Raw genomic sequence first — 13,230 nt, 5'->3', positions numbered from 1 at the left:
GACGGTAAGGGCCGGGCGGCCGGGGTGGAAATCTCGTCGCACGGAGCCCGGGAATTCGTCGCGCGGCACCCGGGAATCGGTGCGTCCGCTCCGCGCACCTCTTGCCTCCGGCCGCCGCGTCTGTGAGCGTTTCAGCGCTGCCTCCGTGAGCGTTCCCACCGAGTTCGCCATCAACGCAATCTTCTTGCGTTTCTTGCGCTAATCTTGCGTTCATGACGCGACGACTTGCTCAAGTGGCCCAGAAAGTGGGAGTCAGCGAGGCGACGGTCAGCCGGGTGCTGAACGGCAAGCCGGGCGTCTCCGACGCCACCCGGCAGGCCGTGCTCTCCGCGCTGGACGTCCTCGGCTACGAGCGCCCGACCCAGCTGCGCGGCGAACGCGCCCGGCTGGTCGGCCTGGTCCTGCCCGAGCTCCAGAACCCGATCTTCCCGGCCTTCGCCGAAGTGGTCGGCGGCGCGCTCGCCCAGCAGGGGCTGACCCCGGTGCTGTGCACCCAGACCAAGGGCGGCGTCTCCGAGGCCGACTACGTCGAGCTGCTCCTCCAGCAGCAGGTCTCCGGCGTGGTCTTCGCGGGCGGCCTCTACCACCAGGCCGACGCCCCGCACGACCACTACAAGGTGCTCGCCGACCGCAAGATCCCCGTCGTCCTGATCAACGCGGCCATTGAACATCTCGGCTTCCCCGGTGTCTCCTGCGACGACTCCGTCGCCGTCGAGCAGGCCTGGCGTCATCTCGTCTCGCTCGGCCACGAGCGCATCGGACTCGTCCTCGGACCGTCCGATCACGTGCCCTCGCAGCGCAAGCTCGCCGCCGCCCGGGTGCTCGCCGAGGAGACCGGGACGAGCATCCCCGACGAGTGGGTGGCCCGGGCCATGTTCTCGCTGGAGGGCGGGCAGGCCGCCGCGACGCGACTGCTGGAGCGCAGTGTCACCGGCATCATCTGCGCCAGCGACCCGCTCGCGCTGGGCGCCGTGCGCGCCGTCCGCCGCCGGGGGCTCTCGGTGCCCGGCGACGTGTCGGTCGTCGGCTACGACGACTCGGCCTTCATGAACTGCACCGAGCCGCCCCTGACCACCGTCCGCCAGCCCATCGAGGCCATGGGGCGCGCGGCCGTGGAACTGCTCTCGGTGCAGATCGGTGGGCGGGCCGTGCCCTCGGACGAGCTGCTCTTCGAACCGGAGCTGGTGGTCCGCGGGTCCACCGCCCAGCCACCGCGCGAGAATTCCCTGTGATCCGTAGCTAATTTGCGCTCCCCGGAGGGGCCTTGGTCCGTACCTGCGGCCTGGGGTCCTGGTCAGAGGAGCGGCTGGGGCGGCCGGGGGCCGACGTACTGCCCGCTCGGCCGGATGCGGAGCGGGCGCTCCCCGTACTCCTCCAGTGCGTGGGCGATCCAGCCCGCCATACGGGACACTGCGAACACCGTCTCGCCCGCGTCCGCCGCCATCCCCCGGGAGACCGACAGGACGGCCAGCGCCAGGTCGATGTTGGCGTGCAGCGGAGCGTGCCGCGCCGTCGTGGCCACCACCTCACGGGCCGCCGCCAGCGCCCCGGCCGCCTGCGGCACCTCCGCCAGCAGCTCGAACAGGACCGTCGCCCGGGGGTCCTCGCCCCGGTACAGCCGGTGGCCCAGGCCGGGCACCCGCCGCCCGGTCCGCAGATGGTCGGCGACCACGGGGACCGCACTGCCCCGGTCCACCGCTTCCCGGAGCAGCCGGTGCGCCAGCCCGCTCGCCGCACCGTGCAGCGGCCCCTCCAGCACGCCGAGGCCCGCCGAGACCACCGCGTACGGATGGGCCCGCGCGGAGGCGGCGACCCGGGCGGCCAGGGTGGAGGCCGCCAGGTCGTGGTCGACCAGCAGCGCCAGGGCCGCGTCCAGCACCGCGAGGGAAGGGGCGTCGGCCGGCTCCGCGGTGAGCCGTGACCACAGCTCCGCCGCCAGCGAACCCCCTTCGGCCGCCGGACCGCCCAGCACCGGCAACGCGCCCACCAGCGTCGGGATCAGGCCCCGCGCACTGTTCAGCACCGCCTCCGGCGACAGGTCGAACCGCAGCGGATCCGTGGCCGCGGCAGCCGTCACCGCCACCCGCAGCCGGTCCGTCGACCCGCTGTGCGCGGGCAGCGCCTCGACCGCCCTGCGCGCCGCCGCGAGGGTCCCGGCGGACGCGGCGAACCGGGCGCCGGGCCGCAGCTCGCCCGTCCACAGCCACTTCGCGACCTCCTCGTAGCCGTACCGCCGGGCCAGCTCCGTCGCGTCGACCCCGCGGAAGTAGCACCGGTCGCCCTCGATGAGCGTGATGCCCGTCCGGAAGGCGAGGTCGCCCCCGCCCGGGGACGGGTCCCGGCGCCCCGAACGCCGCGCCAGCGCCCGGACCTCCTCGGCGTCGAACGTGCTGCCCCGGCCCCCGGCGGCCCGCACGCTGCTCAGCTGGCCCCGGCTGACGTAGGCGTACACCGTCTCCGGCTTCACGCCCAGCAGTTCGGCCGCCTGCCGGGTGGTGAGCCGGGACGCTTCGTGCCGCTCGGGCTCTGGTTGATCCGTCATGGAAACCACCGTATCCACTCCGCATGAACATTGATTCAATCAACATTGACAGATTTTCAGTCAAGCATGGACAGTCGAATCAATGTTGCATGCACGGAGGAGAGCAGCCATGACCAGCACCCCTGTCGCCCCCGCCGTCCCCCGTGGCCTCGCCGGTGTCGTCGTCACCGACACCGCCCTCGGCGACGTCCGTGGCCGCGAAGGCTTCTACCACTACCGCCAGTACTCGGCGATCGAGCTGGCGCAGACCCGCGGCTTCGAGGACGTGTGGTACCTGATGTTCCACGGGGAGCTGCCCGACCGGGCCGCGGCCGCCGACTTCGCGGCCCGTACGGCGAGCCTGCGCACACTCCCCGCCGACGTCACCGAGGCCCTGCCCGCCATCGCCCGCGCGAGCGCCGTCTCGGGCCCCCTCGCGGGACTCCGCACCGCGCTCTCCCTGCTCGGAGCGTCGGCCGGCTTCCGCCCGGTGTACGACATCGACGCCGGGCGCCGACGCGAGGACGCGCTCGCCGTCTGCGCGGCCGTGCCCACGATCCTGACCGCCCTCCACCGCCTCGGCCAGGGACTGGAGCCGGTCGCACCCCGCGCGGACCTGCCGCACGCCGCGAACTACCTGTACATGCTGACCGGTTCGGAGCCCGGGCCCGAGCAGGTACGAGCGATCGAGCAGTACCTCGTCTCGACCGTCGACCACGGCTTCAACGCCTCCACCTTCACCGCCCGCGTCGTCGCCTCCACCGGAGCCGACCTGGCCGCCTGCCTGGTGGCGGCGGTCGGCGCGCTCTCCGGACCGCTGCACGGCGGAGCCCCCAGCCGGGCCCTGGACACCCTGGACGCCATCGGCACCCCGGACCGCATCGACGGCTGGATCCGCGAACAGGTCCTCTCCGGCCGCCGCATCATGGGCTTCGGCCACCCCGTCTACCGCACCGAGGACCCGCGCTCCCGGATGCTCAAGTCGATCGCCCAGGGCTTCGGCGGCCCGCTCGTCGACTTCGCCGTGGAGGTGGAGGCCCAGGTCGAGGCGATCCTCGCCGAGCTCAAGCCGGGCCGGGAGCTGCATACCAACGTGGAGTTCTACGCCGGGGTGGTCATGGAGCTGTGCGGGCTGCCGCGCGCGATGTTCACCCCCACCTTCTGTGCGGCGCGGGTGATCGGCTGGAGCGCCAATATCCTGGAGCAGGCGGAGGACTCGAAGATCATCCGCCCGGCGGCCCGCTACGTCGGCGCACCCCCGCCGCAGCCGGTCCCGGCACCCTGACGACGCTCCCAGGAAGGCCCCCGTTGACCCCGCCCCGTACCCCGCAGATCCCGGTCGTCGTCCTGGCGGGCTTCCTCGGCTCCGGCAAGACCACGCTCCTGAACCATCTGCTCCGCAACCGGGCGGGCACCCGGATCGGCGTGATCGTCAACGACTTCGGGGCCATCGAGATCGACGCCATGACCGTCTCGGGCCAGGTCGGCTCGACGGTCTCGCTGGGCAACGGCTGCCTGTGCTGCGCCGTGGACGCGAGCGAACTCGACACCTTCCTGGAGACGCTGACCCGGCCGTCCGCCCGGCTGGACGTGATCGTCATCGAGGCGAGCGGACTGGCCGAACCCCAGGAGCTCGTCCGGATGCTGCTGGCCAGCGACAACCCGCACATCCTGTACGGAGGCCTCGTCGAGGTCGTCGACGCGGCGGAGTTCGATTCCACCCGGCAGCGGCACCCCGAGCTCGACCGTCATCTCGCCGTCGCCGACCTCGTCGTCCTGAACAAGACCGACCGGGTGGGGGAGGCCGAACGGGAGCGGCTGCGGGCGACGGTCGCGGAGCTGAGCGGCCCCGCCGCCGTGATCTCCGCCGAGCACGGCCGGATCGATCCCGAGCTGCTCTTCGACCCCGCGCTGCGGCCGGACGGCGAGGAGATGGCGGGTCAGCTGAGCTTCGAGGACCTGCTGCGCCAGGAGGAGTGCGACGAGCACGAGGAGTGCGACGGGCACGGGCACGCCGACCACCTGCACGCGGCGTACGAGAGCGTCGACTTCACCGCCGACGTGCCGATGGACCCGCGCCGCTTCATGGCCTTCCTCGACTCCCGGCCCGAAGGGCTCTACCGGATCAAGGGGTTCGTCGACTTCGGCGCGGGGGACCGGGACAACTCCTATGCCCTGCACGCGGTCGGCCGGTTCCTGCGCTTCGTCCCCCGGCCGTGGGCGCGCGGCGAGCAGCGGCTCACCCAGCTCGTCATGATCGGCGCGGGCATCGACGCCGAAGCGCTGGTGGCCTCGCTGGCCGCTTGCCGCGCGGAGCCGGGGCCGGGGCCCGACGCCTCGGACACCGAGCGCGCCATGTGGGGCGTGCTCCGTTACGTACCGGAGCCCGCCATCGAAGGGACCGCGGAGGCCGACGTACGGGAAGCGGTCGCGGAGGCGTAACCGGCAAGCGGCCGAGGAGAGGTCATCCCTCCCCGGCCGCTCCCTCGCGTACGACAACGCTCACTCCCGTACGACACGCTCCCCGCCGTACGGCAGCGTCAGTACAGCGGCGGTCCCGCGATCACGGCCACCTTCTCCAGCAGCGGCGTGCCCGAACCGTCCCGCCTCGGGTCCGGCTCCGGCAGCTTCGCCGGGGTGCCGTTCTTCTGGGCAGCCCGGGCCGGGGTCGGCCCCGCCCAGGCGAAGACCAGGACGTCCTCGCCCTTCAGGAACCGCTGGCAGCGCACCCCGCCGGTCGCCCGGCCCTTGCGCGGATACTGGTCGAACGGGGTGAGCTTGGACGTCAGCACCGAATCGTCCAGCGTGCCGTGCGAACCGGCCACCGTGAACACGACCGCCTCGGCCGCCGGGTCCACCGCCGTGAACGACAGCACCTCGGCCCCGGCCGCCAGCTTGACGCCCGCCATGCCTCCGGCGGGCCGCCCCTGCGGACGCACCGAGCCCGCCGGGTAGCGGAGCAACTGGGCGTCGGAAGTGATGAACACCAGATCCTCCTCGCCCGTCCGCAGCTCGGTCGCGCCCACGATGCGGTCACCGTCCTTGAGGGTGATGACCTCCAACTCGTCCTTGTTGGCCGGGTAGTCCGGCACGACGCGCTTCACCACGCCCTGGAGCGTGCCGAGTGCGAGACCCGGCGAGTCCTCGGCGAGCGTCGTGAGGCAGATCAGCTCCTCGTCCGCCTCCAGCGTGAGGAACTCGGAGATCTGCGCCCCGCCCGAAAGGTTCGGCTCCGCGTGCGTGTCCGGCAGCTGCGGCAGGTCGATCACCGAGAGCCGCAGCAGCCGGCCGGTCGACGTGACGGCCCCGACATCGCCGCGGGCCGTCGCCGCCACCGCCGACACGATCACGTCGTGCTTGGTGCGCCGGGCGTCCTCGGAGATCTCGACCGGCTCCGCGTTCGCCGTACGGGCCAGCAGACCCGTCGAGGAGAGCAGCACCCGGCACGGGTCGTCCGCCACCTCCAGCGGCACGGACGCGATCTGCGAACCGGCCGACTCCAGCAGCACCGTGCGCCGGTCCGTGCCGAACTTCTTCGCCACGGCGGCCAGCTCCGAGGAGACCAGCTTGCGCAGCTCCGCGTCCGACTCCAGGATCGCGGTCAGCGCGTCGATCTCGCCGTTCAGCTTGTCGCGCTCGCTCTCCAGCTCGATCCGGTCGAAGCGGGTGAGGCGGCGCAGCGGGGTGTCCAGGATGTACTGCGTCTGGACCTCGCTCAGCGAGAAGCGCTCCATCAGGCGTTCCTTGGCCTGCGCGGAATTGTCGCTGTCCCGGATGATCCGGATGACCTCGTCGATGTCGAGGAGGGCGACGAGCAGACCCTCGACCAGATGCAGCCGGTCGCGCCGCTTGGTGCGGCGGAACTCGCTGCGCCGGCGCACGACCTCGAAGCGGTGGTCGAGATAGACCTCCAGCAGCTCCTTGAGGCCCAGGGTGAGCGGCTGGCCGTCGACCAGCGCCACGTTGTTGATGCCGAAGGACTCCTCCATCGGCGTCAGCTTGTAGAGCTGCTCCAGCACCGCTTCCGGCACGAAGCCGTTCTTCACCTCGATGACGAGACGCAGCCCGTGCGCCCGGTCGGTGAGGTCCTTGACGTCGGCGATGCCCTGGAGCTTCTTCGCCGAGACCAGGTCCTTGATCTTGGCGATCACCTTCTCCGGGCCGACGGTGAAGGGCAGTTCGGTGACGACGAGGCCCTTGCGGCGGGCGGTCACGTTCTCCACGGAGACGGTGGCGCGGATCTTGAACGAGCCGCGGCCCGCCGTGTACGCGTCCTTGATGCCGGTGAGCCCGACGATCCGGCCGCCGGTGGGCAGGTCGGGTCCGGGGACGTAACGCATCAGCGTCTCGACGTCGGCGCCCGGGTGCTTGATCAGATGCCGGGCGGCGGCGATGACCTCGCCCAGGTTGTGCGGGGGCATGTTGGTGGCCATGCCCACGGCGATCCCGGAGACCCCGTTGACCAGGAGGTTGGGGTAGGCCGCCGGGAGGACGACCGGCTCGCGCTCCTGGCCGTCGTAGTTCGACTGGAAATCGACGGTGTCCTCGTCGATCGCCTCGGTCATCAACGACGTGGCATCGGCCATCCGGCACTCGGTGTACCGCATGGCGGCCGGCGGGTCGTCGTTGCCGAGGGAGCCGAAGTTGCCGTGGCCGTCGACCAGGGGGAGACGCATCGAGAACGGCTGCGCCATACGCACCAGGGCGTCGTAGATCGAGGCGTCGCCGTGCGGGTGCAGCTTGCCCATGACCTCGCCGACGACGCGGGCGCACTTCACATAGCCGCGGTCGGGGCGCAGCCCCATCTCGTTCATCTGGGACACGATGCGGCGGTGCACCGGCTTCATGCCGTCGCGGGCGTCGGGCAGGGCCCTGGAGTAGATCACCGAGTACGCGTACTCGAGGAAGGAGCCCTGCATTTCGTCGACGACGTCGATGTCGAGGATCTTCTCCTCGAAGTCGTCCGGCGGCGGGGTCTTCGTGCTACGGCGGGCCATCGCGGCTGCGACTCCTTCACGGATTCTGTTCGGGCGACCTGAGCTTGTTCGGGACAACACGAGCTGCTGACGCGGTCCATTGTGGACCGCCCCACTGACAACGCCGACCTCGACCCGTCCGAAGGCCTGTCCGGAGGACGGTCCGAAGCCGCCCGGGCGGTACACCGCCGACGGCGTTCGCGACACCATCGACGGAAACATCCGCCGAACGGGAACTTCGCCAGGTGCCGGTGCGCTTGCTTAGAGTGGCAGGTCTGGCGGGGAGTACCGGTCAGGAAGTCCAGTATCGCGATCGAAGGGACGTACATGCCCATGGGTCACACGGCCACCGCACAGGCCGGCTCCGGCGGCTTGACAGCGACCGAGCACCGCCTGGCCAACGGCCTGCGTGTGGTGCTCTCCGAGGACCATCTGACCCCGGTCGCCGCGGTCTGCCTCTGGTACGACGTCGGTTCGCGCCACGAGGTCAAGGGACGCACCGGCCTGGCTCACCTCTTCGAGCACCTGATGTTCCAGGGCTCGGGCCAGGTCAAGGGGAACGGTCACTTCGAGCTCGTCCAGGGGGCCGGCGGTTCGCTCAACGGAACGACCAGCTTCGAGCGGACCAACTACTTCGAGACCATGCCCACCCATCAGGTGGAGCTGGCTCTCTGGCTGGAGGCCGACCGGATGGGCTCCCTCCTCGCCGCGCTCGACGAGGAGTCCATGGAGAACCAGCGCGACGTCGTCAAGAACGAGCGCCGCCAGCGTTACGACAACGTGCCCTACGGCACCGCGTTCGAGAAGCTGACCGCCCTCTCCTACCCCGAGGGTCACCCCTACCACCACACCCCGATCGGCTCCATGGCCGATCTGGACGCGGCCACGCTGGAGGACGCCCGCGCGTTCTTCCGTACGTACTACGCGCCCAACAACGCGGTGCTCTCGGTGGTCGGCGACATCGACCCCGAGCAGACCCTCGCCTGGATCGAGAAGTACTTCGGCTCCATCCCCTCCCACGACGGCAAGCAGCCGCCGCGCGACGGGACGCTGCCCGAGATCATCGGCGAGCAGCTGCGCGAAGTGGTCCACGAGGAGGTTCCGGCGCGCGCCCTGATGGCCGCCTACCGCCTCCCGCACGACGGCACCCGCGCCTGCGACGCCGCCGACCTGGCGCTGACCGTGCTGGGCGGCGGCGAGTCCTCCCGGCTGCACAACCGCCTGGTCCGCCGCGACCGTACGGCCGTGGCGGCGGGCTTCGGCCTGCTGCGGCTCGCCGGTGCGCCCTCGCTGGGCTGGCTGGACGTGAAGACCTCCGGCGGCGTCGAGGTGGAGACGATCGAGGCCGCCGTCGACGAGGAGCTGGCCCGGTTCGCCGCCGAGGGGCCCACCCCGGAGGAAATGGAGCGGGCCCAGGCGCAGTTGGAGCGCGAGTGGCTCGACCGGCTCGGCACGGTCGCCGGCCGCGCCGACGAACTGTGCCGTTTCGCGGTCCTGTTCGGCGACCCGCAGCTGGCCCTGACCGCCGTGAGCCGCGTCCTGGACGTCACCGCCGAGGAGGTGCGCGCGGCGGCCGAGGCGGCCCTGCGCCCCGACAACCGGGCGGTGCTGGTCTACGAGCCCGTCGAGCCGGCCGACGAGGCCGACGAGGGCGAGGACGGCACCGAGGGGACCGACGCGCACGAGGGGGCGGCCAAGTGAGCGACGCCGCCGTGACTGGAGTAGCCATGGAGTTCCACCCGCAGCCCACGCCCGGCACGGCCCGCCCCTGGGCCTTCCCGGCGCCCGAGCGCGGCGCTCTGCCCAACGGGCTGACCGTGCTGCGCTGCCACCGCCCCGGCCAGCAGGTCGTCGCCGTGGAGATCTTCCTCGACGCGCCGCTGGAGGCCGAGCCCGAGGGCCTGGACGGCGTGGCCACGATCATGTCGCGGGCGCTCTCCGAGGGCACCGACAAGCACAGCGCCGAGGAGTTCGCCGCCGAGCTGGAGCGCTGCGGCGCCACGCTCGACGCGCACGCCGACCACCCCGGCGTCCGGGTCTCCCTGGAGGTCCCGGCCTCCCGGCTGGCCAAGGCGCTCGGACTGGTCGCCGAGGCGCTGCGGGCCCCCGCCTTCGCCGAGAGCGAGATCGAGCGCCTGGTGGGCAACCGCCTCGACGAGATCCCGCACGAGCACGCCAACCCGTCCCGGCGCGCCGCCAAGCAGCTCTCCAAGGAGCTGTTCCCGGCCACCGCCCGGATGTCCCGCCCCCGCCTGGGCACCGAGGAGACGGTCCGGCGGATCGACGCGGCCGCCGTGCGCGCCTTCTTCGACGCCCACATCCGCCCGTCCACCGCGACCGCCGTGATCGTCGGCGACCTGACCGGTATCGACCTGGACGCGCTGCTGGCGGAGACCCTCGGCGACTGGTCGGGCAACACCGCCCAGGCCCGCCCGGTGCCGCCGATCACCGCGGACGACACCGGCCGCGTGGTCATCGTGGACCGCCCCGGCGCGGTCCAGACCCAGCTGCTGATCGGCCGCATCGGCGCCGACCGGCACGAGAGCGTGTGGCCCGCGCAGGTGCTCGGCACCTACTGCCTGGGCGGGACCCTCACCTCCCGGCTGGACCGGGTGCTGCGCGAGGAGAAGGGCTACACCTACGGCGTACGCGCCTTCGCCCAGGTGCTGCGCTCCTCCGGCCCCGACTCGGGCGGCGCGGCGATGCTCGCGATCAGCGGCTCGGTGGACACCGAGTCCACCGGACCGGCCCTGGACGACCTCTGGAAGGTCCTGCGGACGCTGGCCGCCGAGGGGCTGACCGACGCCGAGCGCGAGACGGCCGTGCAGAACCTGGTGGGTGTCGCCCCGCTGAAGTTCGAGACCGCCGCCTCCGTCGCGAGCACGCTGGCCGACCAGGTCGAGCAGCACCTCCCCGACGACTACCAGGCCCACCTCTACGCCCGGCTCGCCGAGACGGGCACCGTTGAGGCGACCGCCGCCGCGGTCAACGCCTTCCCGGTCGACCGGCTGGTCACGGTCCTCGTCGGGGACGCCGCCCGGATCGAGGAGCCGGTGAAGGCCCTCGGTATCGGAGAGGTGACCGTCGTCACCGGCTGACACCACCGCGGCGCACGGCCGCCCGCTGTGCGGCCACTGCCGTGAACAGGACCCCGACGGAAGAGATTTCGTCGGGGTCCTGGTCTTTTGCCGCATTAGTCTGATTTAACCCATTTGGGGGAGTGGTTGCCTGTCTGCCCTGTGGGATGCGCGACAAATCCCCTTGTCCGTTTGGTGATGGGAAGTCGCCCCGCCTAGCGTCGGCCCGGCTGTCCGTCACCCGTATGCCGCAGCCGCGGCGCCGGACAGTCATCGCCGAGTCCCCGTCAGGCGCGAGCCTGGGGAGCCGGGGACCCACGCAGTCCCTGGGGTGAATCGGAGGCCCGTGCCGCGAACCGGCGCGGGGATCCGTAGGAGACCTTCCTGCTCCGAACCCGTCAGCTAACCCGGTAGGCGAGAAGGAAGGAAAGGAACCAGCCCCTCCATGGCGTTCACCCGTGCCACCGGGAAGCACCGTGCCCCGAGCCGCCTCACGCGTCGGAGCGCCCAGGCCGCCGGCATCGCGGCCCTGGCCACCACCGGAGTCCTCGGCTCGCTGTCCTCCCCGGCCCTCGCCGCCGACACCGAGGCCGCCAAGGTCGCCGACACCGGCCTCACCCAGGCCCTCTCCCTCGACGCCACCCTCGCCGAGCGGATCGACGCGCAGGCCGACGCCCAGCAGCGGCAGGCCGACGCGGTCGCGAAGGCGAAGGCCAAGGCCGCCGCCGAGGCCCGCGAGAAGGCCGCCAGGGCCAAGGCGAAGGCCGAGGCCGAGCGCAAGGCCGAGGCCCGCGCCAAGGAGATCCGCGAGGAGAAGGCCCGTGCCGCCCGCGCCGCCGAGCGCGCCCGGCTGAACGCCTTCCACCTCCCGGTCGCCGGCTCCTACGTCACCACCGGCTACAACGCCGGCGGCTCCCTCTGGTCCTCCGGCAGCCACTCCGGCGTGGACTTCCGGGCCGCCTCCGGCAGCTCCGTCGTCGCGGTCGGCGCCGGCACGGTCGTCGAGGCCGGCTGGGGCGGCGCGTACGGCAACAACATCGTGCTCCGGATGGCGGACGGCACCTACACCCAGTACGGCCACCTGTCCTCGATCGGCGTCTCCGTCGGCCAGAGCGTCTCCTCCGGCCAGCAGATCGGCCTCTCCGGCTCCACCGGCAACTCCACCGGCCCGCACCTGCACTTCGAGGCCCGCACGACCCCCGACTACGGCTCCGACATGGACCCCGTCGCCTACCTGCGCTCCCACGGTCTGAACGTCTGACCCCACCCCGAGCGATCCACCGTCCGAAGGCCCCGGCACCTGCCGGGGCCTTCGGTAATTCCCGCCAGAAGATATCCCTGGATTCCGGCCTGCCATCGGAAATTCCGGCGGATTGTCATAGAGTCACGGAACAGACGTCGGGCGGCCGCGTTTCGCGGGGATCAAGGCGGAGGTTCGGATATGCGCATTCCCGCGCATTCGGTATGCACGGCGATCCGTGACGACATCGTCTCCGGTGTCTACGAGCGCGGCAGCCGCCTCACCGAGGAGCTGCTGGCCCGCCGCTACGGGGTCTCCCGCGTCCCGGTCCGCGAGGCGCTGCGCACGCTGGAGTCCGAAGGCTTCGTGGTCACCCGCAGACACGCCGGCGCCTGTGTCGCCGAGCCCACCGTGCAGGAGGCGGCCGACCTCCTGGAGGTGCGGATGCTCCTGGAGCCGCTGGGCGCGGCCCGCGCCGCCCAGCGCCGCACGGAAGCCCACCTCAAGGTGCTCCGCGGTCTGGTCAGGCTGGGCCAGGAGCGGGCCCGCCGGGGCGAGGGCGAGGATCTGCGCTCCCTGGGCGGCTGGTTCCACGAGACCCTGGCCCAGGCCTCCGGCAGCCCCGGGCTCATCGCGCTGCTCACCCAGCTCCGGCACAAGATCGCCTGGATGTACGCGGTCGAGCAGCCGGCCCGCCCGGTCGACTCCTGGGCCGAGCGCGGCGCGATCGTGGACGCCGTGGCGCGCGGCGACGCGGAACGGGCGAGGGCGCTCACCGCCCAGCACGCGGAACGCTCCACCGCCGAGCACCGGCTCCGCCGCCCGGACCTCGCGGGGCGTCGCACCGCTCCCGTTCCCCCGGTGAGAAGTTCGCAACACGGCGTAAACACTGCGGGCGTCCGGCATTAACAAAAGCGCCGTATACAAAGGGAAGTAATTTCGGAGCACCTATTTTGTGCTGCCTGAATCATCGAGATGCGGATCTCTCTCGATCTCACCCGAAAACGAAAGAGCCGTGATCCCTTGACGGAATCACGGCTCTCGCGCGGATCGAATCCGGACGGACCGGAGTCGGAGGGGTCAGACGGTCTCCGGAAGCTCTTCCAGGCCCTCGGCGACCAGCTTCGCCAGCCGGTCCAGAGCGGCCTCGGCATCGTCCGAGTCGGACGCGAGCACGATCTCCTCGCCGCCCTGCGCGCCCAGACCGAGCACGGCCAGCATGGAGGCGGCGTTCACCGGATTGCCGTCGGCCTTGGCGATCGTCACGGGGACGCCGGAGGCCGTGGCGGCACGGACGAAGATGGAAGCGGGGCGGGCGTGCAGGCCCTCGGCCCAACCGACGTTTACGCGGCGCTCAGCCATGGTTCTGCCCTTCACATATCAACGGTTGTCTAGACCAGTCTCTCATGCAGTACG

10 protein-coding genes and 1 riboswitch are annotated in these 13,230 nt (G+C 71.7%); of the genes, 7 read left to right on the top strand and 3 right to left on the bottom strand.

Translation table 11 applies throughout. From position 1 onward, the window contains the following. Nucleotides 1–212 precede the first annotated feature (212 nt). Entirely contained in the window at nt 213–1,232 is a 1,020-nt protein-coding gene (locus A3Q37_RS10900) for a LacI family DNA-binding transcriptional regulator (RefSeq protein ID WP_065481490.1), read from the top strand. A gap of 62 nt (nt 1,233–1,294) precedes the next feature. On the opposite strand, the gene A3Q37_RS10895 is transcribed toward A3Q37_RS10900, so the two are convergent. Then, nucleotides 1,295–2,542 carry a citrate synthase gene (locus tag A3Q37_RS10895; RefSeq protein WP_065481487.1) on the bottom strand — a complete coding sequence of 416 codons (1,248 nt, stop codon included), beginning with the start codon at nt 2,540–2,542 and terminating at the stop codon, nt 1,295–1,297. Nucleotides 2,543–2,651: 109 nt separating this feature from the next. On the opposite strand from A3Q37_RS10895, the gene A3Q37_RS10890 reads away from it, so the two are divergent. Beyond that, the gene (locus A3Q37_RS10890) at nt 2,652–3,806 is read left to right on the top strand and encodes a citrate synthase/methylcitrate synthase (protein WP_065481483.1); all 1,155 of its coding nucleotides are present in this window, start codon (nt 2,652–2,654) and stop codon (nt 3,804–3,806) included. A gap of 23 nt (nt 3,807–3,829) precedes the next feature. Continuing rightward, a complete protein-coding gene (locus tag A3Q37_RS10885) occupies nt 3,830–4,963 on the top strand; it encodes a GTP-binding protein (protein ID WP_065481473.1) in 1,134 nt (377 codons plus the stop codon). Between the two features lie 98 nt (nt 4,964–5,061). Here A3Q37_RS10885 and A3Q37_RS10880 read toward each other — a convergent pair whose 3' ends face one another. Next, on the bottom strand, nt 5,062–7,518 hold the full coding sequence (locus A3Q37_RS10880) for a DNA topoisomerase (ATP-hydrolyzing) subunit A (RefSeq protein WP_065481471.1): 2,457 nt from the start codon (nt 7,516–7,518) through the stop codon (nt 5,062–5,064). A 306-nt stretch (nt 7,519–7,824) separates the two neighbouring features. On the opposite strand from A3Q37_RS10880, the gene A3Q37_RS10875 reads away from it, so the two are divergent. The 4 genes from A3Q37_RS10875 to A3Q37_RS10860 all read left to right on the top strand — a co-directional run bounded on the left by A3Q37_RS10875 (nt 7,825) and on the right by A3Q37_RS10860 (nt 12,723). Continuing rightward, nucleotides 7,825–9,198, top strand: coding sequence for a pitrilysin family protein (locus A3Q37_RS10875; protein WP_065481461.1), 1,374 nt, complete (start codon nt 7,825–7,827; stop codon nt 9,196–9,198). Nucleotides 9,199–9,224: 26 nt separating this feature from the next. Next, the gene (locus tag A3Q37_RS10870) at nt 9,225–10,595 is read left to right on the top strand and encodes a pitrilysin family protein (protein ID WP_065481451.1); all 1,371 of its coding nucleotides are present in this window, start codon (nt 9,225–9,227) and stop codon (nt 10,593–10,595) included. Between the two features lie 243 nt (nt 10,596–10,838). Beyond that, nucleotides 10,839–11,005, top strand: a riboswitch (cyclic di-AMP (ydaO/yuaA leader). Between the two features lie 14 nt (nt 11,006–11,019). Then, entirely contained in the window at nt 11,020–11,835 is an 816-nt protein-coding gene (locus A3Q37_RS10865) for a M23 family metallopeptidase (protein ID WP_065481444.1), read from the top strand. Between the two features lie 180 nt (nt 11,836–12,015). Continuing rightward, nucleotides 12,016–12,723 carry a GntR family transcriptional regulator gene (locus tag A3Q37_RS10860; protein ID WP_065481438.1) on the top strand — a complete coding sequence of 236 codons (708 nt, stop codon included), beginning with the start codon at nt 12,016–12,018 and terminating at the stop codon, nt 12,721–12,723. Between the two features lie 171 nt (nt 12,724–12,894). On the opposite strand, the gene A3Q37_RS10855 is transcribed toward A3Q37_RS10860, so the two are convergent. Continuing rightward, on the bottom strand, nt 12,895–13,176 hold the full coding sequence (locus A3Q37_RS10855) for an HPr family phosphocarrier protein (RefSeq protein ID WP_065481435.1): 282 nt from the start codon (nt 13,174–13,176) through the stop codon (nt 12,895–12,897). Between the last annotated feature and the right edge of the window lie 54 nt (nt 13,177–13,230).

It is taken from the genome of Streptomyces sp. PTY087I2 (assembly GCF_001687325.1).
Taxonomy (GTDB): domain Bacteria; phylum Actinomycetota; class Actinomycetes; order Streptomycetales; family Streptomycetaceae; genus Streptomyces.
Note: the sequence above shows the minus strand (reverse complement) of the source record. Positions and strands in the feature narration are given on the sequence as shown.

What these genes read in the sequence shown, in the direction of transcription:
- A3Q37_RS10900 (WP_065481490.1), top strand. Translation starts at nt 213, where the DNA reads ATGACGCGACGACTTGCTCAAGTGGCCCAGAAAGTGGGAGTCAGCGAG.
- A3Q37_RS10865 (WP_065481444.1), top strand. Translation starts at nt 11,020, where the DNA reads ATGGCGTTCACCCGTGCCACCGGGAAGCACCGTGCCCCGAGCCGCCTC.
- A3Q37_RS10855 (WP_065481435.1), bottom strand. Translation starts at nt 13,176, where the DNA reads ATGGCTGAGCGCCGCGTAAACGTCGGTTGGGCCGAGGGCCTGCACGCC.
- A3Q37_RS10895 (WP_065481487.1), bottom strand. Translation starts at nt 2,542, where the DNA reads ATGACGGATCAACCAGAGCCCGAGCGGCACGAAGCGTCCCGGCTCACC.
- A3Q37_RS10890 (WP_065481483.1), top strand. Translation starts at nt 2,652, where the DNA reads ATGACCAGCACCCCTGTCGCCCCCGCCGTCCCCCGTGGCCTCGCCGGT.
- A3Q37_RS10860 (WP_065481438.1), top strand. Translation starts at nt 12,016, where the DNA reads ATGCGCATTCCCGCGCATTCGGTATGCACGGCGATCCGTGACGACATC.
- A3Q37_RS10880 (WP_065481471.1), bottom strand. Translation starts at nt 7,518, where the DNA reads ATGGCCCGCCGTAGCACGAAGACCCCGCCGCCGGACGACTTCGAGGAG.
- A3Q37_RS10870 (WP_065481451.1), top strand. Translation starts at nt 9,225, where the DNA reads ATGGAGTTCCACCCGCAGCCCACGCCCGGCACGGCCCGCCCCTGGGCC.
- A3Q37_RS10875 (WP_065481461.1), top strand. Translation starts at nt 7,825, where the DNA reads ATGCCCATGGGTCACACGGCCACCGCACAGGCCGGCTCCGGCGGCTTG.